The 21,219-nt window shown below is 62.6% G+C and carries 23 protein-coding genes; 14 read left to right on the forward strand and 9 right to left on the reverse strand.

The features are described 5' to 3' along the window. Nucleotides 1-31 precede the first annotated feature (31 nt). Nucleotides 32-1,408 (reverse strand): adenylosuccinate lyase, encoded by a 1,377-nt coding sequence (gene purB / locus GM676_RS14770; protein WP_155464411.1) that lies wholly within the window; start codon nt 1,406-1,408, stop codon nt 32-34. A 104-nt stretch (nt 1,409-1,512) separates the two neighbouring features. On the opposite strand from purB, the gene GM676_RS14775 reads away from it, so the two are divergent. From GM676_RS14775 to GM676_RS14800, 6 genes are all read left to right on the forward strand, one after another. Next, the gene (locus GM676_RS14775; protein WP_155464412.1) at nt 1,513-2,121 is read left to right on the forward strand and encodes a glutathione S-transferase N-terminal domain-containing protein; all 609 of its coding nucleotides are present in this window, start codon (nt 1,513-1,515) and stop codon (nt 2,119-2,121) included. 4 nt (nt 2,122-2,125) lie between these two features. Then, nucleotides 2,126-3,160: a LacI family DNA-binding transcriptional regulator gene (locus GM676_RS14780; protein ID WP_155464413.1), complete on the forward strand. Its 1,035-nt coding sequence runs from the start codon at nt 2,126-2,128 to the stop codon at nt 3,158-3,160. 128 nt (nt 3,161-3,288) lie between these two features. Then, nucleotides 3,289-5,577 carry a TonB-dependent receptor gene (locus GM676_RS14785; protein ID WP_155464414.1) on the forward strand — a complete coding sequence of 763 codons (2,289 nt, stop codon included), beginning with the start codon at nt 3,289-3,291 and terminating at the stop codon, nt 5,575-5,577. Between the two features lie 16 nt (nt 5,578-5,593). Next, a complete protein-coding gene (locus GM676_RS14790) occupies nt 5,594-7,465 on the forward strand; it encodes an alpha-amylase family glycosyl hydrolase (protein ID WP_229262697.1) in 1,872 nt (623 codons plus the stop codon). Beyond that, entirely contained in the window at nt 7,462-8,382 is a 921-nt protein-coding gene (locus GM676_RS14795) for a PfkB family carbohydrate kinase (protein ID WP_155464416.1), read from the forward strand. Before GM676_RS14790 ends, GM676_RS14795 begins: the two co-directional genes overlap by 4 nt. Then, nucleotides 8,379-9,680, forward strand: coding sequence for an MFS transporter (locus tag GM676_RS14800; RefSeq protein WP_155464417.1), 1,302 nt, complete (start codon nt 8,379-8,381; stop codon nt 9,678-9,680). Before GM676_RS14795 ends, GM676_RS14800 begins: the two co-directional genes overlap by 4 nt. Nucleotides 9,681-9,698: 18 nt before the next feature. On the opposite strand, the gene bfr is transcribed toward GM676_RS14800, so the two are convergent. Continuing rightward, a complete protein-coding gene (bfr, locus tag GM676_RS14805; protein WP_155464418.1) occupies nt 9,699-10,172 on the reverse strand; it encodes a bacterioferritin in 474 nt (157 codons plus the stop codon). A 216-nt stretch (nt 10,173-10,388) separates the two neighbouring features. Here bfr and GM676_RS14810 point away from each other — a divergent pair, with 216 nt between their 5' ends. Then, nucleotides 10,389-10,925 (forward strand): pyridoxamine 5'-phosphate oxidase family protein, encoded by a 537-nt coding sequence (locus tag GM676_RS14810; protein WP_155464419.1) that lies wholly within the window; start codon nt 10,389-10,391, stop codon nt 10,923-10,925. Here the strand turns inward: GM676_RS14810 and GM676_RS14815 are convergent. Then, nucleotides 10,922-11,602, reverse strand: coding sequence for an energy transducer TonB (locus GM676_RS14815; protein WP_170304301.1), 681 nt, complete (start codon nt 11,600-11,602; stop codon nt 10,922-10,924). The two genes, GM676_RS14810 and GM676_RS14815, sit on opposite strands and share 4 nt — an antisense overlap. Before the next feature lie 8 nt (nt 11,603-11,610). After that, nucleotides 11,611-11,832, reverse strand: coding sequence for a (2Fe-2S)-binding protein (locus GM676_RS14820; protein WP_155464421.1), 222 nt, complete (start codon nt 11,830-11,832; stop codon nt 11,611-11,613). 179 nt (nt 11,833-12,011) lie between these two features. Between GM676_RS14820 and GM676_RS14825 the strand changes: the two genes are divergently transcribed. The 4 genes from GM676_RS14825 (at nt 12,012) to GM676_RS32225 (ending at nt 15,023) form a co-directional block, all read left to right on the forward strand. Then, nucleotides 12,012-12,278 carry a FeoA family protein gene (locus tag GM676_RS14825; protein WP_155464422.1) on the forward strand — a complete coding sequence of 89 codons (267 nt, stop codon included), beginning with the start codon at nt 12,012-12,014 and terminating at the stop codon, nt 12,276-12,278. 3 nt (nt 12,279-12,281) lie between these two features. Then, complete coding sequence (gene feoB / locus GM676_RS14830; protein WP_155464423.1) at nt 12,282-14,186, forward strand: ferrous iron transporter B; 1,905 nt, start codon at nt 12,282-12,284, stop codon at nt 14,184-14,186. Between the two features lies 1 nt (nt 14,187). Continuing rightward, nucleotides 14,188-14,460, forward strand: coding sequence for a DUF6587 family protein (locus GM676_RS14835; protein WP_211923235.1), 273 nt, complete (start codon nt 14,188-14,190; stop codon nt 14,458-14,460). A gap of 371 nt (nt 14,461-14,831) precedes the next feature. Continuing rightward, nucleotides 14,832-15,023, forward strand: coding sequence for a BrnA antitoxin family protein (locus GM676_RS32225; protein WP_229262698.1), 192 nt, complete (start codon nt 14,832-14,834; stop codon nt 15,021-15,023). Between the two features lie 3 nt (nt 15,024-15,026). Here GM676_RS32225 and GM676_RS14850 read toward each other — a convergent pair whose 3' ends face one another. Next, complete coding sequence (locus GM676_RS14850; RefSeq protein ID WP_211923236.1) at nt 15,027-16,640, reverse strand: FMN-binding glutamate synthase family protein; 1,614 nt, start codon at nt 16,638-16,640, stop codon at nt 15,027-15,029. A 154-nt stretch (nt 16,641-16,794) separates the two neighbouring features. Here GM676_RS14850 and GM676_RS14855 point away from each other — a divergent pair, with 154 nt between their 5' ends. Then, a complete protein-coding gene (locus GM676_RS14855) occupies nt 16,795-17,466 on the forward strand; it encodes a glutathione S-transferase (RefSeq protein WP_155464426.1) in 672 nt (223 codons plus the stop codon). Nucleotide 17,467: 1 nt separating this feature from the next. Here GM676_RS14855 and GM676_RS14860 read toward each other — a convergent pair whose 3' ends face one another. Next, complete coding sequence (locus GM676_RS14860; protein ID WP_155464427.1) at nt 17,468-17,863, reverse strand: type II toxin-antitoxin system VapC family toxin; 396 nt, start codon at nt 17,861-17,863, stop codon at nt 17,468-17,470. Beyond that, a complete protein-coding gene (locus GM676_RS14865) occupies nt 17,860-18,072 on the reverse strand; it encodes a hypothetical protein (RefSeq protein WP_155464428.1) in 213 nt (70 codons plus the stop codon). The genes GM676_RS14860 and GM676_RS14865 overlap by 4 nt, the downstream gene beginning before the upstream one ends. A gap of 151 nt (nt 18,073-18,223) precedes the next feature. Between GM676_RS14865 and GM676_RS14870 the strand changes: the two genes are divergently transcribed. Then, the gene (locus GM676_RS14870) at nt 18,224-18,997 is read left to right on the forward strand and encodes a 5'-3' exonuclease (RefSeq protein WP_155464429.1); all 774 of its coding nucleotides are present in this window, start codon (nt 18,224-18,226) and stop codon (nt 18,995-18,997) included. A gap of 16 nt (nt 18,998-19,013) precedes the next feature. Then, on the forward strand, nt 19,014-19,439 hold the full coding sequence (locus GM676_RS14875; RefSeq protein ID WP_155464430.1) for an ANTAR domain-containing response regulator: 426 nt from the start codon (nt 19,014-19,016) through the stop codon (nt 19,437-19,439). On the opposite strand, the gene mnmA is transcribed toward GM676_RS14875, so the two are convergent. Beyond that, nucleotides 19,436-20,554 carry a tRNA 2-thiouridine(34) synthase MnmA gene (gene mnmA, locus GM676_RS14880; RefSeq protein ID WP_155464431.1) on the reverse strand — a complete coding sequence of 373 codons (1,119 nt, stop codon included), beginning with the start codon at nt 20,552-20,554 and terminating at the stop codon, nt 19,436-19,438. The two genes, GM676_RS14875 and mnmA, sit on opposite strands and share 4 nt — an antisense overlap. A 6-nt stretch (nt 20,555-20,560) precedes the next feature. Continuing rightward, entirely contained in the window at nt 20,561-21,058 is a 498-nt protein-coding gene (locus GM676_RS14885) for an NUDIX hydrolase (protein WP_155464433.1), read from the reverse strand. Nucleotides 21,059-21,219: the final 161 nt, after the last annotated feature.

Raw genomic sequence — 21,219 nt, forward strand, 5'->3', positions numbered from 1 at the left:
GGGCTAGTGTACGGTAGATTGCTTTTCTACATCAGATGGCTTTGGCCAGAGCCGCGGCGATGCCGGTGTAGTTCGACGGCGTCATGGCCAGCATCAGGTCCTTGGCTTCCTGCGGCACGGCCAGGCCGTTGATGAACTCTTGCAGCGCGGCTTTCGAGATGCCTTTGCCGCGGGTCAGCTCTTTCAGCTGTTCGTACGGGTTGGCGATGCCGTAGCGGCGCATCACGGTCTGCACCGGCTCGGCCAGCACTTCCCAGTTGGCGTCCAGGTCGGCTTCCAGGCGCTGCGGGTTCACTTCCAGCTTGTTCAGGCCGCGCAGGCAGCTGTCGTAGGCCAGCAGGGCGTAGCCGAGGCCGACGCCGATATTGCGCAACACGGTCGAATCGGTCAGGTCGCGTTGCAGGCGCGACACCGGCAGTTTTTCCGACAGGTGTTTCAGCACGGCGTTGGCCAGGCCCAGGTTGCCTTCGGAGTTTTCGAAGTCGATCGGGTTGACCTTGTGCGGCATGGTCGAGGAACCGATTTCGCCGGCTTTCAGCTTCTGCTTGAAGTAGCCCAGCGAGACGTAGCTCCAGATGTCGCGGTTCAGGTCCAGCAGGATGGTGTTGGCGCGCGCGAAGGCGTCGAACAGCTCGGCCATGTAGTCGTGCGGCTCGATCTGGATGGTGTACGGGTTGAACACCAGGCCCAGGCGCTGCTCGATCACGTTCTTCGAGAACGCCGGCCAGTCGAACGATGGGTAGGCCGACAGGTGGGCGTTGTAGTTGCCCACCGCGCCGTTCATCTTGCCCAGGATTTCAACTTGCTCGATGCGTTTGATGGCGCGTTGCAGGCGGGCCACGACGTTGGCCATTTCCTTGCCCAGGGTGGTCGGGCTGGCGGTCTGGCCGTGGGTGCGCGACAGCATCGGCAGTTCGGCGTTGGCGTGGGCGATTTCAGTCAACTTGATGATTACTTTGCGCAGCGACGGCAACATGACGTTGTCGCGCGCCGCTTTCAGCATCATGCCGTGCGAGGTGTTGTTGATGTCTTCCGAGGTGCAGGCGAAGTGGATGAACTCCGACGCCGCCACCAGTTCCGGCACATCCTTGACTTGTTCTTTCAACCAGTATTCCACCGCCTTGACGTCGTGGTTGGTCACGGCTTCGATTTCCTTGATGCGCGCCGCGTCTTTTTCGGTGAAGTCGGCGGCCAGCTTGCCCAGCAGGGCGTTGGCTTCGGCCGAGAACGGCTTGATCTCGTCAAAACCGGCCAGCGACAGCGCTTGCAGCCAGGAGATTTCTACTTTGACGCGGTGGTGCATGAAGCCGGATTCGGACAGGATAGGGCGCAGCAGATCGGTTTTACCGGCGTAGCGGCCGTCCAGCGGCGACAGGGCCGACAGCGTGGAGTAAGGAGTAGTGGTCATGATGGAAAGAACGGAAGTTGAAAGAGCAGACCGTGATTTTACCATTGGCCGGGCCCGGAGCCGCCGATGTTATACTGGGGCCTGATCTTCCTCTCTAAGCGTCTATGAAACTTATCGGTTCCCTCGCCAGCCCTTATGTGCGCAAAGTGCGCGTGGTTTTGGCGGAAAAAAAGCTCGATTACCAGTTTGAATTGGAAAATGTCTGGGCGGCGGACACCGCCATCAGCCAGCTCAATCCGCTTGGCAAGGTGCCCAGCCTGGTCATGGAAGACGGCACGGTGATGATCGATTCGCGCGTCATGGTCGAATATCTGGACACCCTGACGCCGGTCTGCAAGCTGCTGCCGCCGAACGGCCGCGACCGCGCCGACGTCAAGTGCTGGGAAGCGCTGGCCGACGGCATGCTGGACGCCGCCGTGAGCGTGCGCCTGGAGCGCACCATGCGTCCCAAGGAGCTGCAAAGCGAGGACTGGATGGCGCGCCAGATGCGCAAGGTCGACCTCGGCCTGAAGGCGCTGTCGGAGCGGCTGGGCGAGCAGCCTTACTGCGCCGGCATCCACTACTCGCTGGCCGACGTGGCGGTCGGCTGCACGCTGGGTTGGCTGTCGTTCCGCTTCCCGGACATCGCCTGGCGCGACGATTACCCCAACCTGGCCAAGCTGTACGACAAGCTGTCCGAACGCCAGTCGTTCAAGGACACGGTTCCTGCCTAAGCCCATGCCCAAGTCCACGCCGCCCGAGGCGGAGAGCCGGCGCCTGCAAATGGCCGACATTGCGCGGCTGGCGGGTGTGTCGACTTCCACCGTGTCGCGGGCGCTGGCCGGCAGCAAGCTCATCAGCGAAGAGACGCGCACCCGCGTCATGGAGCTGGCGCGCTCGCTCAAGTACAACATCAACATCGGCGCGCAAAACCTGCGCATGAAGCAGAACCGCACCGTGGGCGTGGTGGTGCCGTACGACCCGGACACGCGCCAGCACTTGTCCGATCCCTTTTTCCTGTCCATGCTGGGCAGCCTGGCCGACGCGCTGACCGAACAGGGCTTCGACATGCTGGTCTCGCGCGTGGACGCCAGCGAGCTGGATGCCGCCGCCGCGCCCTTCGATACCGGCCGCGTGATCGGCATCGTGCTGATCGGCCAATGGCGCCATCACGATCAGCTGAACCAGCTGGCGGCGCGCCATGTGCCGATCGTGGTGTGGGGCGCGCAGCTGCCGCAGCAGCTGTATTGCACCGTCGGCGGCGACAACGTGGCCGGCGGCGAGCTGGCCGGCGCGCATCTGCTGGCGCAGGGCCGCAAGCGCATCGCTTTCTTCGGCGACATCAACCTGCCGGAAATCGGCCAGCGCTATGACGGCTTGTGCAACGCCTTGCGCAAGGCCGGCATGGCGGCGGACGCCGGGCTGCTGATCCCGGCCTCGTTCGTGCCGGACGGCGGCCGTCTGGCGGTCGAGCAGCTGCTGACCGCCGGCGTGGCGTTCGACGCCATCTTCGCCGGCAGCGACCTGATGGCCATGGAGGCCATCAACGCGCTGCGTCAGCGCGGGCTCGATGTGCCGGACCGGGTGGCGGTGGTCGGCTACGATGACATCCAGTTGTCCAGCTATTTCCACCCGCCGCTGACCACTGTGCAGCAACCCATTCAGGAGGCTGGCCGGGCGCTGGTCGCCTCCCTGCTGGAACTGACCGAGGGCCGTCCCGCGCCCTCGCTGCAACTGCCTACCCGGTTGATTATCCGCCACAGCACTGTGTGATTTGTGCAACCGATTGCATGCGGCTTTAAAAGCCATAACAAAAAGTCTTTTGCAATTTAATGCAATCGATTGCATAATGCGTTCACCTGCTCAATAAAGCAGCAACAACGACAATACTGGAGACGACCATGCAACATCGCACCCTTAAACTGGGCGGCATCGCTGCCGCTGTCGCAACCGCTGTCCTGCACATGAGCGGCGCCGCCGCGCAGGAAGCCCCGCCGTCCGACGGCTTGAACATGGAGCGCGTGGTCGTCACCGGCACCAGCGGCGCTTCGTCCAAGATGAAGACCAGCGTATCGATCAGTACCCTCGAAGGCGACGCCATCAAGAACGCCGCGCCGCTGAGCGCGGCCGAGGTGCTGCGCTCGGTGCCGGGCGTGCGTTCGGAATCGTCGGGCGGCGAGGGCAACGCCAACATCACCGTGCGTGGTGTGCCGATTTCGGCCGGCGGCGCGCGCTATGTGCAGATTCAGGAAGACGGCCTGCCGGTGCTGCAATCGGGCGACTTCAACTTCATCACGCCGGACAGCTATGTGAAGATCGACGGCACGCTGGACCACCTGGAAGTGGTGCGCGGCGGTTCGGCCTCCACGCTGGCGACCAATGCGCCGGGCGGCATCATCAACTTCATCACCAAGACCGGCGAGGAGAAGGGCGGTCACATCGCCATCAGCCGCGGCCTGGGCTACGACGAAACCCGCTACGACTTCGACTACGGCGCGCCGATCTCGGACAAGACCCGCTTCTTCATCGGCGGTAACTACCGCACCGGCGAAGGCGTGCGCAACACCGGCATGAGCACCGAGGGCGGTGGCCAGATTCGCGGCAATATCACGCATGATCTGGACAATGGCTTCATCCGCTTGTCGTTCAAGCATCTGGACGACAAGGCGCCGACCGCGCTGCCGGTGCCGGTGCAGGTGGTGAACAAACAGATTCAGGAAATTCCGGGCATCGATCCGCGCACGGTCAGCTTCTATTCGCCGTACTGGGTGCGGGATGTGGTGCTCAGCAAGAACAACACGCCGGTGTCCACCAACGTCAACGACGGCCTGAAAGTGAAGAGCGATTCCGTCGGCCTGGAAGGCTCGTTCGATCTGGGCGATGGCTGGAACCTGAACAACAAGTTCCGCACCTCCGACAACAGCGGCCGCTTTACCGGCGTGTTCGCGGCGAATAACGGCACGGTGGGCAACTACACCTTCGCCACTGGTCCGAACAAGGGCAAGGCGTACAATGGCCGCGCCTTCTCCGCCGTGGTGTTCAACACCTCGATCGACGACGCCGGCAATACGCTGAACGACACCAAGCTGGCCAAGACCTTCAAGCTGGCCGACGGCAGCAAGCTGACCACCACCGCAGGCCTGTACCTGTCGACGCAAAAGCTGGCGCTGACCTGGAACTTCAACGAATACCTGATGCAGGCCACCGGCGACAAACCGGCGCTGCTGCAAACTGCCAGCGCCACACCGGGATTGGTCGGTCCTGCCTTCGGCGGCTGCTGCTCGCGCGCGGTCGACATGGAGTACAAACTCACTTCGCCTTACCTGAATCTGGGCTATGAAACCGGTGCGCTGAACCTGGACGCCAGCATCCGCCAGGATCGCCAGCGTGCCAACGGCACCGCCAACATCGCCACCATGAGCGGCGGCGCGCTGCGCTACGATCCGGCCACCGAGCAGTTTGTCGACTACAAGCTGAATCACAATTCGTACTCGGTGGGCGGCAACTACGCGTTCACAAAAAACCTGTCGGCGTTTGCCCGCGTCAGCGACGGCGTGGCCTTCAATGCGGACCGCATCCTGTTTGGCACGCCGCTGGATGGCACGGCGCCGATCAACATCAACACCGTCAAGCAGATTGAGGGCGGTGTGAAATGGCGCAGCGGCGGCATCAGCACCTTTGTGACGCTGTTCCAGGCCAAGACCGACGAGAGCAACTACGAAGCGACCACCCAGCGCAGCACTTCCAACAAGTACGACGCCAAGGGCGTCGAGCTGGAAGGCGCGTACAGCAACGGCGGCTTCCGCATCACCGGCGGCATGACCTACACCGATGCGAAGATTGTCGGCACCGCAGCGGCGGATGTGGCGAACATCGGCAATACGCCGCGCCGCCAGGCCAAGTACATCTACCAGCTGGCGCCGAGCTACAGCTTTGGCAATGCCACGGTTGGCGCCAGCCTGATCGGCACCGGCAAGTCGTGGGGCGACGATGCGCACACCATCGTGTTGCCGGCGTATGAGGTGGTGAATGCCTACGTCAATTACAACCTGACCGAGAAAGCCACGTTGTCGCTGAGCGTGAATAATTTGTTCAACAAGATCGGTTACACCGAGGTGGAAGGTGACGGTCACGCCGCTCGCTCCATCTCCGGCCGTGCCGCCAAAGTCAGCCTGTCCTATGCCTTCTAATGTCATGACGGACCGCATGCTTGCGGTCCTGCCCGAGGAACTGCGGCCGCAAGCCGCGCAGCGCCTGGCCGCCAACGAGCCGGTGCTGCGCCGGCTGCTGGCCGGCTTGTACGGCGGGCACGCCAACTTCGACGCCTGGCTGGACGAGTTGATGGCGTCGCTGGGCGCGCTGTACGCCGCGCGTCCGGCGGAGCTGCGCGCGCAGGACGAACGGCGCGCGGCGCAGCCGGACTGGTTCCTCAGCCAGCGCATGCTGGGCTACTGCGCGTATGTGCAGAACTTCGGCGGCGATCTGAATGGCGTGGCGGCGCGCATTCCGTACTTGCAGGAGATGGGCGTCAGCTATCTGCATCTGCTGCCGTTCCTGCGTGCCCGCGACGGTGAGAATGACGGCGGCTTTGCGGTGTCCAGCTTTGATGACGTTGAACCGTCGCTGGGCACCAATGCCGATCTGGATGCGCTGACCGCGCAGCTGCGCGCGGCCGGTATCAGCCTGTGTTCGGACTTCATTCTGAACCACGTGGCGGACGATCATGCGTGGGCCATCGCTGCCAAAGCTGGCGATGCGGCGGCGCGCGCCATGTTCCTGGTCTATCCGGACCGCGAGATGCCGGACCGCTACGAGCGTACGCTGGGCCAGGTCTTCCCTCAAGTAGCGCCGGGCAATTTCACGCCGGCGCTGGGCGGCTGGGTGTGGAGCACCTTCTATCCGTATCAGTGGGATCTGAACTACGCCAATCCGGCGGTGTTCGCGGCGATGGCGGCGGCCATGCTGCGGCTGGCGAATCGCGGCATCGAGGTATTCCGCCTGGATTCCACCGCCTTCCTTTGGAAGCGCGAAGGCACCAACAGCATGAATCAGCCGGAGGCGCACCAGATCCTGCAAGCCTTGCGCGCGATTGTCGATATCGTGGCGCCGGGCGTGCTGCTCAAGGCGGAGGCCATTGTGCCGACGCGTGAGTTGCCGGCGTATCTGGGCAGTGCCGATGCGCGCGAATGCCACATCGCCTATCACAGCAGCCTGATGGCGGCCAGCTGGCTGGCCCTGTCCGAGCAGGGAACCAGCGCGTTGCGCGAGGTAATCCGCAACACGCCGGAGCTGCCGCCGGCGGCAACGTGGCTCAGCTACGTGCGCTGTCACGACGACATTGGCTGGAACGTGTTGCGCGCGGAAGCCGGCGCCGACGGTAGCGATGCGAACGCGCGGCTGGCACGCGCCTCGCGCTTCTTTGCTGGCGCCGAAGGCAGCTATGCGTCGGGCGCGGCATTCCAGAGCACCGATCCGAACGCGGCACATGGCAGCAACGGCTCGGCCGCCTCGCTGGCGGGGCTGGAAACCGCCGGCAGCGAAGAGGAACGCGAACTGGCCATGCGTCGCCTGCTGCTCTTGCACGGCCTGGCGCTGAGCTTTGGCGCGCTGCCGGTGCTGTACATGGGCGACGAGCTGGCAATGACGAATGATTACAGCTACCAGCATCGCCCGCAGCACGCGATGGACAGCCGCTGGCTCCAGCGTCCGCGATTCGACGACGAGCGCTGGCGGCAGCGCGGCGAGGGGGATGCCCACACCGGCGACGGCGATGGCGACGGCGGCCGTTCAGCGGCGGCGAACATGTATCAGTCGCTGCGCCGCCTGCTGGACGCACGCCGCCGGCATGAGGCGCTGGCGGCCAACGCGCCACGCACGCTGCTGGCCGATGCGCCGGATGGCATGCTGGCGCTAACGCGCGGCGAGCGTTTTGTCACCTTGATGAACTTCTCCAGCCAGCCGCAAAGCTATGCGCTGCAAGGGCAGTGGACCGACTGCCTCGACGGGCGCATACTGGATGGCGCGGTCACGCTGGAACCGTATGCAATGCATTGGCTGGAACGTGGAGCGACAGCATGAGTCAACACACCATCGCCGTCTTCGGCGAAGCACTGGTCGACGATTTCATCACCGAGCAGGTGGTGGGCGGCGCGCCATTCAACGTGGCGCGCAACCTCGCCGCATTCGGCGTCGCCACCCTGATGGTCACGCGCATCGGCGCCGACAAGAACGGCGCCTTGCTGCGCAACGAATTTACACGCTTCGGCATGAGCGAAGCCGCGCTGCAAATCGACGAACGCGAGGCCACGGGCCGCGTGGTGGTCGAGCGCGATGCCAGCGGCCACCGCTTCATCATCCTGCCCGACCAGGCTTACGATTACGTTGAAACCGTGCCGGCACTACAAGCACTGGCGGACGCGCAACCGCAGGTGATTTACTTCGGCACCATGGCGCAGCGCCACGAACAATCGCGCAGCACCTTGCGTGCCATGCTGGAAGCCAGCAAGGCACAGCGCTACCTCGACCTCAACGTGCGCGAAGGCCAGGTCACCGAACGCATCGCCCACGAGTCGCTCAAGCTGGCCGATATCGTCAAGGTCAACGAGGACGAGCTGCAAGACCTGTTCAAATGGTACACACACACGCAGCCAGCCGACATGCGTGACGCTTGCCAGACCCTGATGCGTACCTTCGACCTGCAAGGCCTGATCGTCACGCTGGGCGAGCGCGGCGCAATGCACTTCGCCGCCGACGGCACGGTCACCGCCAATCACGAATGCCACGCCCCTGAACGCATCGTCGACACGGTGGGCGCCGGCGACGCCTTCTCCGCCGTGTTCCTGTTCGGCCAATCGCAAGGCTGGCCGCTCTCGCTCACGCTGGCGCGCGCCAACGCCTTTGCCGGCGCCATTTGCGGCATCTCCGGCGCGGTGCCGGCCGATATCGGCTTCTACACGCCGTGGATCGCACGCTGGCGCGAAGGAGCCATCGCATGAAGCCGCGCCTGTCGTTCTGGCAGATCGTGAACATGAACATCGGATTCTTCGGCATCCAGTTCAGCTTCGGCCTGCAACAGAGCAGCATGAGCCCCATCTACAAATACCTCGGTGCCGATGAAGCCAGCCTGCCCTATCTGTGGCTGGCCGGTCCGATGACCGGACTGCTGGTGCAACCGCTGATCGGCGCCATGAGCGACCGCACCATCACGCGCTGGGGACGGCGCACGCCATACTTCCTGATCGGTGCCATCCTGTGCAGTCTTGGCCTGCTGGCGATGCCGTTCAGCCCTACGCTGTGGATGGCGGCCAGCCTGCTGTGGATACTGGACGCGGCCAACAACGTCACCATGGAACCGTACCGCGCCTTCGTCAGCGACAAGCTGCAACCGGAGCAGCATTCGATCGGCTTCCTGACGCAAAGCGCCTTCACCGGCCTGGGGCAAACGCTGGCCTATCTCACACCATCGCTGCTGGTCTGGCTGGGCATGAACAAGGACGCGGTCAACGGCAGCCATATTCCGCACATCGTGATCGTTGCCTTCATGATCGGCGCGGTGTTCTCGATCAGCTCCGTGCTGTGGACTTTGAAGACCACCAAGGAAAATCCGCTCACCGAGGCCGAGCTGCAAGCCATGCGCGCCAAGCCGGCCGGCTGGCGCCACGCGCTGGGCGACATCGCCAGCGCCGTGCGCGAGATGCCGTCCACCATGCGCCAGCTGGCGTGGGTGAAGCTGTTCCAGTGGTACGCCATGTTCTGCTATTGGCAGTACATCATGCTGTCGCTGTCGACCACCCTCTACGGCACCACCGACCAGGCCTCGCAAGGCTTCCGCGATGCCGGGCTGCTGGCGGGGCAGGTGGGCGCGTTCTACAACTTCATCGCGTTCGTGGGGGCGCTGGCGCTGGTGCCGTTCACGCGCCGCCATGGTCCGAAGATCACGCACAGTGTGTGTCTGGCACTGGCCGGCGTGGCCATGATGAGCATCCCGATGATTCACACGCCGGCGCTGCTGTATGTGCCGATGGTGGGCATCGGGCTGGCATGGGCCAGCATCATGGGTAATCCGTATGTGATGCTGGCGGGCTGCATACCGCCGGAGCGCACCGGTGTCTATATGGGCATCTTCAATATGTTCATCGTGATCCCGATGATCATCCAGATCTTTACGCTGCCGCTGTACTACCGCAGCCTGCTGGGTGGGAATCCGGAGAATGTGATCCGCCTGGCCGGCGTGCTGATGTTGTGCGGCGCAGTGGCTGTGTTGATGGTGAAGATAAAAAAAACGCCAGCTTGAAATCGCTGGCGCTCGGTCTTACTCTTCGTTCATCTGGCTTTGCAGGTAATTCTGGATGCCGATCTTGCCGATCAGGTCCAGCTGCGTTTCCAGCCAGTCGATGTGTTCTTCGGTGTCTTCGAGGATCATCAGCAGCAGGTCGCGCGACACGTAGTCGGCGGCCTTCTCTGCGGCGGCGATGCCCTCCTTGACGGTGATCTGCGCGCCGCGTTCCAGTTTCAGATCGCAGTTGATCATCTCTTCGGTGTTCTCGCCGATCATGATCTTGTGCATGGCTTGCAGGTTAGGCAGGCCGTCCAGCATCAGGATGCGGTCGATCAGTTTGTCGGCGTGTTTCATTTCGCCGATCGATTCTTCGTATTCTTTCTTGCCGATCTTTTCCAGACCCCAGTGCTTGTACATGCGCGCATGCAGGAAGTATTGGTTGATGGCAGTGAGTTCGTTGGTCAGCTGTGCATTCAGCAAGCGGATGACTTCTTGGTCGCCCTTCATGACTGGCTTTCTAAGTGGTTACGGAATAGCGGCATTTTGCCATGAACGGACTGTCAACGTGTAGCGATTGCCAAGGATTTCACGTCAAAGTGTATCAATATCCCCGGCCTGAAAATATTGGAGCTAATGAAAACTATTAGCATTCGCAGCGTGCGGCAACCCACAGTGCGCCAGCGCCTGGATAGCTAACATGGAAGCTCAACTAAGGAGCTAGCCATGGATTCCATCAATGCCAACCAAGTAGAATCAAACCACCAGGATCTGATCGGCGAAGACGCCGTGCGCAAGATCCGCGAATTTGTCGACAGCACGCCCGGCTGCTTCTTCTGCACCAACGATGCCCATGGCGGCCCCGGCGACGCCCGGCCGATGACGGCGCTGCAAGTCGATAACCTCGGCAACCTGTGGTTCATCTCGGCCAGCGACAGTCTGAAGAATGTGGAACTGGCGGCCGATCCCTCGGCCACGCTGTACTTCCAGGGCTCGGCCCATTCCGAGTTCATGCATCTGGAAGGGATCGCCACCGTGCTGCGCGACCCGGTCAAGGTCAAGGAGCTGTGGAGCTTCACCATGAAGACCTGGTTCACCGGCGGCGAAGACGATCCGCGCATCACGCTGATCAAGTTCGCGCCGACCTATGGCTACTATTGGGATACCAAGCACGGCAAGGCGGTGGCCAGCGTCAAGATGCTGATCGGCGCCGTGATCGGTAAGACGATGGACGACTCCATCGAGGGCAGGCTGGATCTTTAACCCAGCTGGAAGGTGATAGGCACCAGCGCGTACACGGGGATGGCCTTGCCGTCCTCGATATGCGGCTTGTACAGCGAGCGCAGCACAGCCTGGCGGCCGGCTTCATCCAGATTGCTGGAACCGGACGATTTCTGCACCGTCACCTGTTCCGCCGTTCCCTTTTCCCCGATCAGCACGCGCAGCATCACAGTGCCGGTTTCGCCCATGCGGCGCGAAATGCTGGGATACACCGGCTGCGGCGCGCGCACATACTCCACGCCCGAGACGGTTTTTGGCGCCGACGGTTGCGGCGGCGCCGGTGGTGCCGGCTGTGCCGACGGCGCGGCAGCCACGGCCGGCGCCGGCTCGCTGGCACGCGGTTGCGGCGGCGGCAGGGTGATGGTGGGTTCGGTCTGGACGATATTCACTTGCGGCGGCGGCGGCACGAAGGTTTGCTTCGGCTGCACCAGCGGCACCACTTTCGGTGGCGGCGGCGCTTTCAACGGCTCGGGCGCGGCCACGAACGTGACATTCACCACCTGCGGCATGATGGCGTGCGTGACCGTGCGCAGCATGCCGGAATAGGCCAGGTAAAACAATGCGACGTGACCTACGGCGATGGCGGCCATCGGCGCCAGCTTGCGCCCGCGGCGCTGGAAGTCGCCGCCGGACAGCGTGGCCGCCGGGCTGTAGGTCATGCTGTTCATTAGTTGGCGAAGGCCGGGCGTTTCAGCACGGTTTCTTTGATTTCCGCGGCGGCCTGGGCGGCCAGGTGTTCGGTGAGGATTTCTTCGGCGCAGGAGAAGCATTGGCCGCAGCAGGTGGCCACGCCCAGCGCATCGCGCAGTTCGTCCATCGACGTGATACCCAGATCCATGGCTTGACGGATTTCGCGATCGGAGATGTTGTTGCAAACACAAACAATCATTGATGCACCTTCTGGCTAAGATTCGGTTAAGGCATTCCTGACATGATTGCTATCAACTTAATGCGAATCATTATCATTAATCGTATACTGCCCGAAAGTTCAGCGGTATGCAAGCTAAATAGAAGTCATTCGCATTACCGTTTATAATGGTAGTATCAGATTCCAGCCGGAAATTACCCATGACGCACGCTGCCCCCCTCATTACTCTCGATACCCTCAAGGTGGGCGCCTCTGCCACTGTGGTGCATGTTGCGCCCGGCGCGGCCGACGATGGCGGCGTCCATCTGGCGCGCCGCCTGATGGAACTGGGCTTTGTGCCCGGCGAGAAAATCCGCATGCTCAAGCGCGGCATGCCGGGCGGCGAACCGTTGGCGATCAAGGTCGGCAACTCCACTTTTGCATTGCGCCGCTTTGAGGCAGCGCTGGTTTCGATTCAACCGGAATAAATAATGGGTGCAGTAGAAAACGTGGCGCCACAAGCGCCGGTCACGTCCCGCACGCCGATGATGGCGCTGCTGGGCAATCCCAATTGCGGCAAGACCGCCTTGTTCAACCGCCTGACCGGCGCGCGCCAGAAAGTGGCGAACTACGCCGGCGTGACCATTGAGCGCAAGGAAGGCGCGTTCACCACCATCGCCGGCAACGGCTTCCGCGTGCTGGATTTGCCGGGCGCTTACAGTTTGTCGGCCCACACGCCGGACGAGGAAATCACGCGCGACGTGGTGGCCGGCCTGCGCAAGGGCGAGGCGGCGCCGGACGTGGTGGTGTGCGTGGTCAACGCCACCAACCTGCGTCTGAATCTGCGCCTGGTGCTGGAGATTAAACGCCTGGGCCTGCCAATGATCCTGGCGCTGAACATGGTCGACGTCGCTAAAAAACGCGGCATCAGCATCGACGCCGACCAGCTGGCGCTGGAGCTGGGCATGCCGGTGGTGGAAACCGTGGCGGTGCAGGCCGGCGGCGAGAAGTCGCTGCTGCGCGCGCTGGACCAGATGTGGCCGCTGCCGGAGACCAGGCCGCATCCGCTGTCGGCCATCGACGCGGTCAGCGTGGAAGACACCCAGCGCGAAGTGCGCCGCATCCTCGATCTGGTGGTGAGCGCACCGCCGCATACCGACGACACCATGACCGAGAAGGTCGACAACGTGGTGCTGCATCCGGTGCTGGGGCCGATCATTCTGGCGGTGCTGATGTTCCTGGTGTTCCAGGCGGTGTTCACCTGGGCCACGCCGGCCATGGACTTCATCAAGGACAGTGTTGGCCACCTCGGCTCGGTGGTGCGCGAGGCGATGCCGGACGGCGTGCTGCGCGGCCTGCTGGTGGACGGCATCCTGAGCGGCACCGGCAACGTGCTGGTGTTCCTGCCGCAGATTCTGATTTTGTTCTTCTTCATTCTGGTGCTGGAAGATTGCGGCTACCTGCCGCGCGCGGCCTTCCTGCTGGATCGCCTGATGGGCGGCGTGGGCTTGTCGGGCCGCGCCTTCATTCCGCTGCTGTCCAGCTTCGCCTGCGCGATTCCGGGCGTGATGGCGGCGCGCACGATTCAGAATCCGCGCGACCGTCTGGTGACCATCATGATCGCGCCGCTGATGACGTGCTCGGCGCGCCTGCCGGTGTATGCGCTGATCATCGCGGCCTTCATTCCGGAGCGCGAAGTGTATGGCTTCCTCAGCCTGCAAGGGCTGGTGCTGTTTGCGCTGTACTTCGCCGGCATCTTCTCGGCGATGGCGGTGGCGTACTTCTTCAAGCGCGCGCTGGGCGCCAACCAGAAACAGCCACTGATGCTGGAGCTGCCGGCCTACCACTGGCCGCACATGCAGAATCTGGCGCTGGGCCTGTGGGAGCGCGCCAAGATCTTCCTGACCCGCGTGGGTACGGTGATCCTGACCTTGATGGTGCTGCTGTGGTTCCTGAGCTCCTTCCCGGGCGCACCGGAAGGCGCGACCCATCCGCCTATCTACTACAGCCTGGCGGGCATCCTGGGCCGCGGTCTGGAATACATCTTCGCGCCGATCGGCTTCAACTGGCAGATCTGCATTGCGCTGGTGCCGGGCCTGGCCGCGCGCGAAGTGGCGGTGGGCGCGCTGGGCACGGTGTACGCGCTGTCGCAGAGCGGCGAGGAACTGGCGCAGTCGCTGGAACCGATCATCGCGGCGTCGTGGGCGCTGCCGACCGCCTTGTCGCTGCTGGCGTGGTACGTGTTTGCGCCGCAGTGCATGTCGACGTTGTCGGTGGTGCGCCGCGAGACCGGCGGCACGCGCTATGCGCTGCTGATGGCCGGCTATATGTTCGCGCTGGCGTACACCGCGTCGTTCCTGACTTACCGGATTTCGCTGGCCGTATTGGGAGGCTAATATGTGGCAAGAGATTATCGTAGCGTTGATCGTGGCGGCGGCACTGCTGCACTTCAGCACCAAATACCTGCCGGTGGGCTGGCGCAAGCGCATCGTCTACACGCTGGCCAAGCGCGGCTTCGATGAAATCAGGCTGGCCAAATTCTTCAAGATCCAGGGCGGCGGCGGATGCGGCGACGACGGTGGCTGCTCCAGTTGCGGCTCGTGCGACACCACGCCGGCCAAACCCGACACCACCACCCACCGCGTCATCAAACTGCACGTGCAGCGCTAACTCCTGAGGCGACGCAAGGCCGCCTTCGCCCGCCAGTTTTATCTGGTCCGCAGACGATTGATTTCTCAATTTCTGCGGATAAGATGAAAAATGGTGATCACCTTCGATCCCAAGAAAGACAAGCTCAACCGGCGTAAGCATGGCGTTTCGCTATCTGCGGCCGCTGGATTGGACTGGGCTGATGCTGTCATTTGGACAGACCGATCACGGAAATACCTTGCATCATTAGTTTGCGCCGGGCCAGAATGTCGGAGGAAGTACGTTATGTATCACAAAGAACGTAAGATAATTTTTTGCACTCCGGAGGAGGACGCAATTATCACTGCGGCTGCACTGTCTGATCCAGATGCACAGCGCTGACGACGGACGAGTTGGCGCAATTTCGTCCTTGGCGGAGCCGGCTGCTGGCACCGCCGGGTTCGCCCACCGTCACGTTGACGATGGAGTTTGATGCGGCCACCATTGACGCCTTCAAGCGTCAGGGCGACGATTGGCAGCAGGGAATTAATGCCGTGCTGCGCGAATGGGCCATCAAACGTGGCTACGTGCCGTTTCCCGAATAGACTTTAACCGCAATACGGGTCGAAGGTTTCTGCTTGCGCCATCGGCCAGTAGTGGCCGAAGACGGGTGGCAGGCGCGAGAGCTGGCTGGGGTCCAGCAGTTCGCCCGGTTCCAGATATGGCAGCAGGGTCGAGGCCAGTTTCACCTGATTGGCCGAGATGCGCCGCACCAGGTGGCGTGGGCGCAGCTGGGAGGGATGTGTCAGGCCGGCGGCGGCGATCAGCTGCGCCAGGGCCTTCATGGTGTTCTCGTGGAAGTTGGCCACGCGCTGGATTTTGTCCGGCACCACCAGTGCGCGCTGGCGGCTCTTGTCCTGCGTGGCGACGCCGGTCGGGCAACGGTCGGTGTGGCAGCTCTGCGATTGGATGCAGCCCAGCGCGAACATGAAGCCGCGCGCCGAGTTGCACCAGTCCGCCCCCAGCGCCAGTGTGCGCGCGATGTCAAACGCGGTAATGATCTTGCCCGAGGCGCCGATCTTGATCTTGTCGCGCAGGTTGGCGCCCACCAGCGTGTTATGCACCAGCAGCAGCGCCTCTTGCAATGGTGTGCCGACGTGGTCGGTGAATTCCACCGGCGCCGCGCCGGTGCCGCCTTCGCCGCCATCGACCACGATGAAGTCCGGCACGATGCCAGTCGCCAGCATGGCTTTGACGATGCCGAAGAATTCCCACGGATGGCCGATGGCCAGCTTGAAGCCGGTCGGCTTGCCGCCGCTCAGATTGCGCAGGCGCTCGATAAACTCCAGCATTTCAATCGGCGTGCCGAACGCGGAATGGCGCGACGGCGACACGCAATCCACCCCCATGGCCACGCCGCGCGTGAGGGCGATCTCCGGCGTGATCTTGGCCGCCGGCAGCACGCCGCCGTGGCCCGGCTTGGCGCCCTGCGACATTTTCAGTTCGATCATCTTGACCTGCGGCGAGGCCGCGTTGGCGGCGAACTTCTCTTCCGAGAAGCTGCCGTCGTCGTTGCGGCAGCCGAAGTAGCCGGAGCCGATTTCCCAGATCAGATCGCCGCCGTTCTCGCGGTGGTGCGGGCTGATGCTGCCTTCGCCGGTGTCGTGCATGAAGCCGCCCTGTTTGGCGCCGCCGTTCAACGCCTTGATGGCGTTGGCCGACAGTGCTCCAAAGCTCATGGCCGAGATGTTGAACACGCTGGCCGAATAGGGCTGGGCGCGCGGGCAGTCCGGATGGTTGCCGATGGTGATGCGGAAGTCGTGGTCCTGCTCGGGCGCCGGCGCGATCGAGTGGTTGATCCATTCATAGCCCGGCGCATACACATCGAGCTGGGTGCCGAACGGGCGCTTGTCGGTGTCGAGCTTGGCGCGCTGATAGACGATGCTGCGCTGGTTGCGCGAGAACGGCTCGGCCACCGTGTCGTCTTCCAGGAAGTACTGGCGGATCTCCGGCCGGATCGATTCGAAGAAGAAGCGGAAGTGCGCCATGATCGGGTAATTGCGGCGCAGCGCGCGCCTGGTTTGCAGCAGGTCGCTGATGCCGACGGCGGTGAGGGCGGCGGCCACCGCCGGGATTTCCCACGGCGCCCCCAGCGCCAGTGAGACCAGCAGGGTGACAACGGCGGCATTGAGGGCAAGGTAACGCGGTGACAGCAAATTCATGGGTACTCCGGCGACGGCTGTGGATCTGCCGAGTGTACTGCTGTTTCCCGAAGGAATCCATATCCCGGGAAGAGGAGGCGGGCGCGACGGCGGCAACAATGCTAAGCTAGCGGGGTTGCGGCGCACGGCCGTTCTTTTTTCGCGGGATACTCACATGATCGTTGTCCACCATCTCAATAATTCGCGTTCGCAGCGGGTGCTCTGGTTGCTGGAAGAGCTGGGCCTGGAGTACGAGATCGTGCGCTACCAGCGCGATCCCAAGACCATGCTGGCGCCGCCGGAGCTGCTGGCGGTTCATCCGCTGGGCAAGTCGCCGGTGATCAGCGATGGCGACATTGTGGTGGCGGAATCGGGCGCGATTGTCGAGTACCTGATCGACACCTACGGCAACGGCCGCCTGGTGCCGTCGGCCGGCACGGCGGAGCGCCGTCGCTGGACCTATTTCCTGCACTACGCCGAAGGCTCGGCCATGGCGCCGCTGCTGATGAAACTGATTTTCGACCGCGTCGAGACCAGCCCCGCGCCCTTCTTCGTCAAGCCGATCGCGCGCGGCATCGCGCAGAAAGTGAAGGGCAGCTACATCCTGCCGCAGATCGAGCGCCACCTCGATTACCTGGAGGCGGAACTGAACAAGTTCCCGTGGTTTGCCGGCGCCGAATTCAGCGCGGCCGACATCCAGATGAGCTTCCCGCTGGAAGCCGCCTCCGCGCGCGGCGGGCTGGACGAAAAGCGCCCGAACCTGAGCGCCTTCCTCAAACGCATCCACAGTCGCCCGGCTTTCCAGCGCGCCCTCGAACGCGGCGGCCCTTACGAGCTGCTGAAATAAGCTACCAGATGGTCTGCACGTGCGGATAAGCCCGTATCTGAGCGTCAGTGGTAACGATAGGAATGTTGAGCTGCATGGCCGTGGCGACGATGATCCGGTCCGCCGGATCGTTATTCAGCCCAAGGGGGAGGTAGATTGAGGTTACGGCAATGTTGTTGTCGACGGGGATGAAGCGCACCGGGTTGAGGGCCTCAAGCGCCCCCAGCCAGGCGCGTATCTCATCCGATAGGCGGATTTTCCTTCGTGAGACCAATAGGGCGACTTCCCAGCAGGAAAAGGATGATATTCCGATGAGTCCGGTTTGCAGTTCGGTCTCAATGACACGTTTGGCGGCAACAGAAAGCCGGGGATCGTTATCAAACCACCATATCAACGTATGTGTATCGAGCAGAATCATCGGAACGGGTCTTCAACCGGGGTAACGACGTCTCCGCAGTAAATTACGCTGCCGCGGAGTTTCTCGATGGGGACGGATCTCCAGGGGCGGACATCGAGTATCGGTTCACCATTCTCGGTGATGAAATATACTTTTTTAGAGGATGCAATTTCGCGAATCGCTGCGAGGGGATTTGCCAGGAATGCTTCCAGTGTCATGGTGGGCCACATGATGTTCTCCTTCGTGGTGAGGTGTCGTTTGATGTTACGCCTTTCCCCAAGGGCCGCAACCGATGTCTGGTCGGACTTTGCGCTGCCTCATGCGAAGCTATCAGCCCAGTCGGTTAGAATGGCGGCTTGATTAAACCTGATGATGTTGAGCATGGGTAGACTCCTTGCCATCGACGGCCTCAATATTGTGCGCCGTGTCTACGAAGCCAGTCCCGAACCTGATAGCGCCGAGAAGGCGGACATCGCGCTGCGCCATGCGCTGTCGTCGTTCCGCACCCTGCTGCACGACCACGATCCCACCCATGTGCTGCCGGCCTTCGATTTCGGCGGCCGCACCTGGCGTCACGATTTGTACGCCGGCTACCGCGAAGGCCGCGCGCCGATGCCGTCGCCGTTGCGCGAGGCGCTGCCGGGTTTTTACGACAAGCTGCGCGGCTTCGGCATGCATGTGGTGTCGCTGCCCGAGGTGGAGGCGGATGATGTGATCGGCACGGTGGTGCTGCGCTGGTTGGCCGAGGGCCGCGGCGAAGCCACCATCGCCACCACCGACAAGGACCTGCACGGCCTGATCGCGCAAGGCGCGCGCGTGTGGGATCACTTCAAGAGCGAATGGCACGACCACGCGTGGGTCGAAAAGAAGTGGGGCGTGCCGCCCGACCAGTTGCCCGACCTGCTGGCGCTGATGGGCGACGTCACCGATTCGATTCCCGGCGTGTCCAAGGTCGGCGTCAAAACCGCCGCCCGACTGTTGCGTACATACGGCACTCTGGACGCCATCATGGCCGGCGCCGGCATTCTGAAGGACACGCTGGGCGAAAGACTACGAAAAGAACGCGAAATGCTGTATCTTTCTCGACAACTGGTACAGTTGAAAACGGACGTGAAAGTCGGCGTGAGCTGGAACATGCTGGCCTGGTCCCACTAATAACAAGGTTTGCAAGATGTTAAAAGCAGTCGTTATCGATCCCAGCGCCGTCGCCCGCGGCTTGCTCAACACCGTGCTGCTGGATGGCGGCTACGACGTGGTGGGCGCCACCCATACCTGCGCCAGCGCCATGGTGCAGCTGATCAAACATCACCCGCACATTGTCTGCATCGCCCGCGAGCAGATTGAAAACGAAGAGGAAGCGATCCGCGAGATCCGCACCAACTGGCCGAAGACCCTGATCTTCATGGTGTCCAGCGAACTGGATGCGGCCACCATTCAAACCGCGCACGCGATGGGCGTGAGCGGCTTTATCGTCAAGCCGTTCAAGGCCGACACGGTCCTGAATACGATCCGCAATGTGGTGATTGCCATGGTCAAGCGCCAGCGCGCCGCCATGGAGAAAGCCGCCGGCGAAGCGCCGCCGCCAGCCAGCGATTAAGCCGCGAACACCGAGCTGTCGATGATGCCGCCGCCAAGGCAGACCTCACCATCGTACAGCACCGCCGACTGGCCCGGCGTGACCGCCCACTGGGCATCCATGAATTTGAGTGCGAAGTCGGACTGGCCGTCCGGCGCGATTTCGCACGCCACGTCGGCCTGGCGATAGCGCGTCTTGGCCGACAGCGCGCGCGCCTCCGGCGCCTCGCCGGCGATCCAGCTGGCCTGGTCGGCGCGCAGCGACGACGACAGCAGCCACGGATGGTCATGGCCCTGCACGATGTACAGCACGTTGTTGGCCACGTCCTTGCGCGCCACATACCAGGCGTCGCTGGAGCCGTCGGCATTCTGATAGGACTTCACGCCGCCCACGCCGATGCCCTTGCGCTGGCCCAGCGTGTAGAACGACAGGCCCACGTGCTCGCCCACCACCTTGCCGTCCGGCGTCATCATCGGCCCCGGTTTGTACGACAGGTAGCGGTTCAAGAACTCGCGGAATGGACGCTCGCCGATGAAGCAGATGCCGGTCGAATCCTTCTTGGCCGCATTCGGCAGCTTGAGTTTCTCGGCGATCTTGCGCACCTCGGTCTTCGGAATCTCGCCCAGCGGGAACAGGGTGCGCGACAACTGCGCCTGGTTCAGGCGGTGCAGGAAGTAGCTCTGGTCCTTGGTGTGGTCGACCGCCTTGAGCAGCTCGCTCTTGCCGCCGTTCTGGCGCACGCGCGCGTAGTGGCCGGTGGCGATCAGGTCGGCGCCGAGCGACATGGCGTGGTCGAGGAAGGCCTTGAATTTGATCTCGGCATTGCACAGCACATCCGGATTCGGCGTGCGGCCGGCCTGGTACTCGCGCAGGAAGTCGGCGAACACGCGGTCCTTGTATTCGCTGGCGAAGTTGACCGCTTCAATGTCCACACCCACCACGTCGGCCACCGAGGCGGCGTCGATCCAGTCCTGGCGGGTGGAGCAGTATTCGGAGTCGTCGTCGTCTTCCCAGTTCTTCATGAACAGGCCGATGACCTCATAGCCTTGTTCCTTGAGCAGCCACGCCGAGACCGAGGAGTCCACCCCGCCCGACATGCCGATAACGACCCTTTTTTTGCCCGACCCGTTGCTCATACTTCCTTATCCATTCGCAGTGCTAACCGCTTCCTTGTAGACGGAAGCGTGTGTTTGTACCAGTTCCAGCGGTGCGCGGCGGCCCGCCAGATATTCATCGACGCATTGCAGCACCGTCGGGCTGCGGTGACGGTCGGCGCAGGCGGCCAGTTCGTCGCGCGTCAGCCACATGGTGCGCAAAATGCCTTCGTCCAGCGGACGGTCATGCTGTTTGCCCGGATAGCCGCAGAAAGTGAAGCGCAGATACGTCACTTCCTCGCCGGTGCGGTTGGAGGTGTAGCGCGACATATACATGCCCACCAGCGCGGTCGGCGTGAAGTCATACGCCGTTTCCTCCAGCGTTTCGCGGATCACCGCCTCCTGCAAGGATTCGTACGGGTCCAGATGACCGGCAGGCTGGTTGATGCGGATGCCGTCGCTGGTCACTTCTTCGATCAGCAGGAACTTGCCATCTTTTTCGACGATGGCGGCAACAGTAACAGAGGGTTTCCAGATACGCGGCATGAGTCATCCTTGAAAGAGCCGATATTTTAGCCTGTTCCGGCCATTTGGTTTGCGCTAGCTCAATATACCGGCGAATTAATGACAAATAGTAATACTTGATGTGATGAAATCAGTGGCTATAGAGAATTAAGTATTAAGTATCATGGTCTAAAAATCCATGA

This window comes from Duganella radicis, from assembly GCF_009720825.1.
GTDB classification, from domain to species: domain Bacteria; phylum Pseudomonadota; class Gammaproteobacteria; order Burkholderiales; family Burkholderiaceae_D; genus Rugamonas; species Rugamonas radicis.

Coding starts and splice junctions, on each gene's coding strand:
- purB (WP_155464411.1), bottom strand. CDS start 1,408: ATGACCACTACTCCTTACTCCACGCTGTCGGCCCTGTCGCCGCTGGAC.
- GM676_RS14775 (WP_155464412.1), top strand. CDS start 1,513: ATGAAACTTATCGGTTCCCTCGCCAGCCCTTATGTGCGCAAAGTGCGC.
- GM676_RS14780 (WP_155464413.1), top strand. CDS start 2,126: ATGCCCAAGTCCACGCCGCCCGAGGCGGAGAGCCGGCGCCTGCAAATG.
- GM676_RS14785 (WP_155464414.1), top strand. CDS start 3,289: ATGCAACATCGCACCCTTAAACTGGGCGGCATCGCTGCCGCTGTCGCA.
- GM676_RS14790 (WP_229262697.1), top strand. CDS start 5,594: ATGCTTGCGGTCCTGCCCGAGGAACTGCGGCCGCAAGCCGCGCAGCGC.
- GM676_RS14795 (WP_155464416.1), top strand. CDS start 7,462: ATGAGTCAACACACCATCGCCGTCTTCGGCGAAGCACTGGTCGACGAT.
- GM676_RS14800 (WP_155464417.1), top strand. CDS start 8,379: ATGAAGCCGCGCCTGTCGTTCTGGCAGATCGTGAACATGAACATCGGA.
- bfr (WP_155464418.1), bottom strand. CDS start 10,172: ATGAAGGGCGACCAAGAAGTCATCCGCTTGCTGAATGCACAGCTGACC.
- GM676_RS14810 (WP_155464419.1), top strand. CDS start 10,389: ATGGATTCCATCAATGCCAACCAAGTAGAATCAAACCACCAGGATCTG.
- GM676_RS14815 (WP_170304301.1), bottom strand. CDS start 11,602: ATGACCTACAGCCCGGCGGCCACGCTGTCCGGCGGCGACTTCCAGCGC.
- GM676_RS14820 (WP_155464421.1), bottom strand. CDS start 11,832: ATGATTGTTTGTGTTTGCAACAACATCTCCGATCGCGAAATCCGTCAA.
- GM676_RS14825 (WP_155464422.1), top strand. CDS start 12,012: ATGACGCACGCTGCCCCCCTCATTACTCTCGATACCCTCAAGGTGGGC.
- feoB (WP_155464423.1), top strand. CDS start 12,282: ATGGGTGCAGTAGAAAACGTGGCGCCACAAGCGCCGGTCACGTCCCGC.
- GM676_RS14835 (WP_211923235.1), top strand. CDS start 14,188: ATGTGGCAAGAGATTATCGTAGCGTTGATCGTGGCGGCGGCACTGCTG.
- GM676_RS14850 (WP_211923236.1), bottom strand. CDS start 16,640: ATGAATTTGCTGTCACCGCGTTACCTTGCCCTCAATGCCGCCGTTGTC.
- GM676_RS14855 (WP_155464426.1), top strand. CDS start 16,795: ATGATCGTTGTCCACCATCTCAATAATTCGCGTTCGCAGCGGGTGCTC.
- GM676_RS14860 (WP_155464427.1), bottom strand. CDS start 17,863: ATGATTCTGCTCGATACACATACGTTGATATGGTGGTTTGATAACGAT.
- GM676_RS14865 (WP_155464428.1), bottom strand. CDS start 18,072: ATGTGGCCCACCATGACACTGGAAGCATTCCTGGCAAATCCCCTCGCA.
- GM676_RS14870 (WP_155464429.1), top strand. CDS start 18,224: ATGGGTAGACTCCTTGCCATCGACGGCCTCAATATTGTGCGCCGTGTC.
- GM676_RS14875 (WP_155464430.1), top strand. CDS start 19,014: ATGTTAAAAGCAGTCGTTATCGATCCCAGCGCCGTCGCCCGCGGCTTG.
- mnmA (WP_155464431.1), bottom strand. CDS start 20,554: ATGAGCAACGGGTCGGGCAAAAAAAGGGTCGTTATCGGCATGTCGGGC.
- GM676_RS14885 (WP_155464433.1), bottom strand. CDS start 21,058: ATGCCGCGTATCTGGAAACCCTCTGTTACTGTTGCCGCCATCGTCGAA.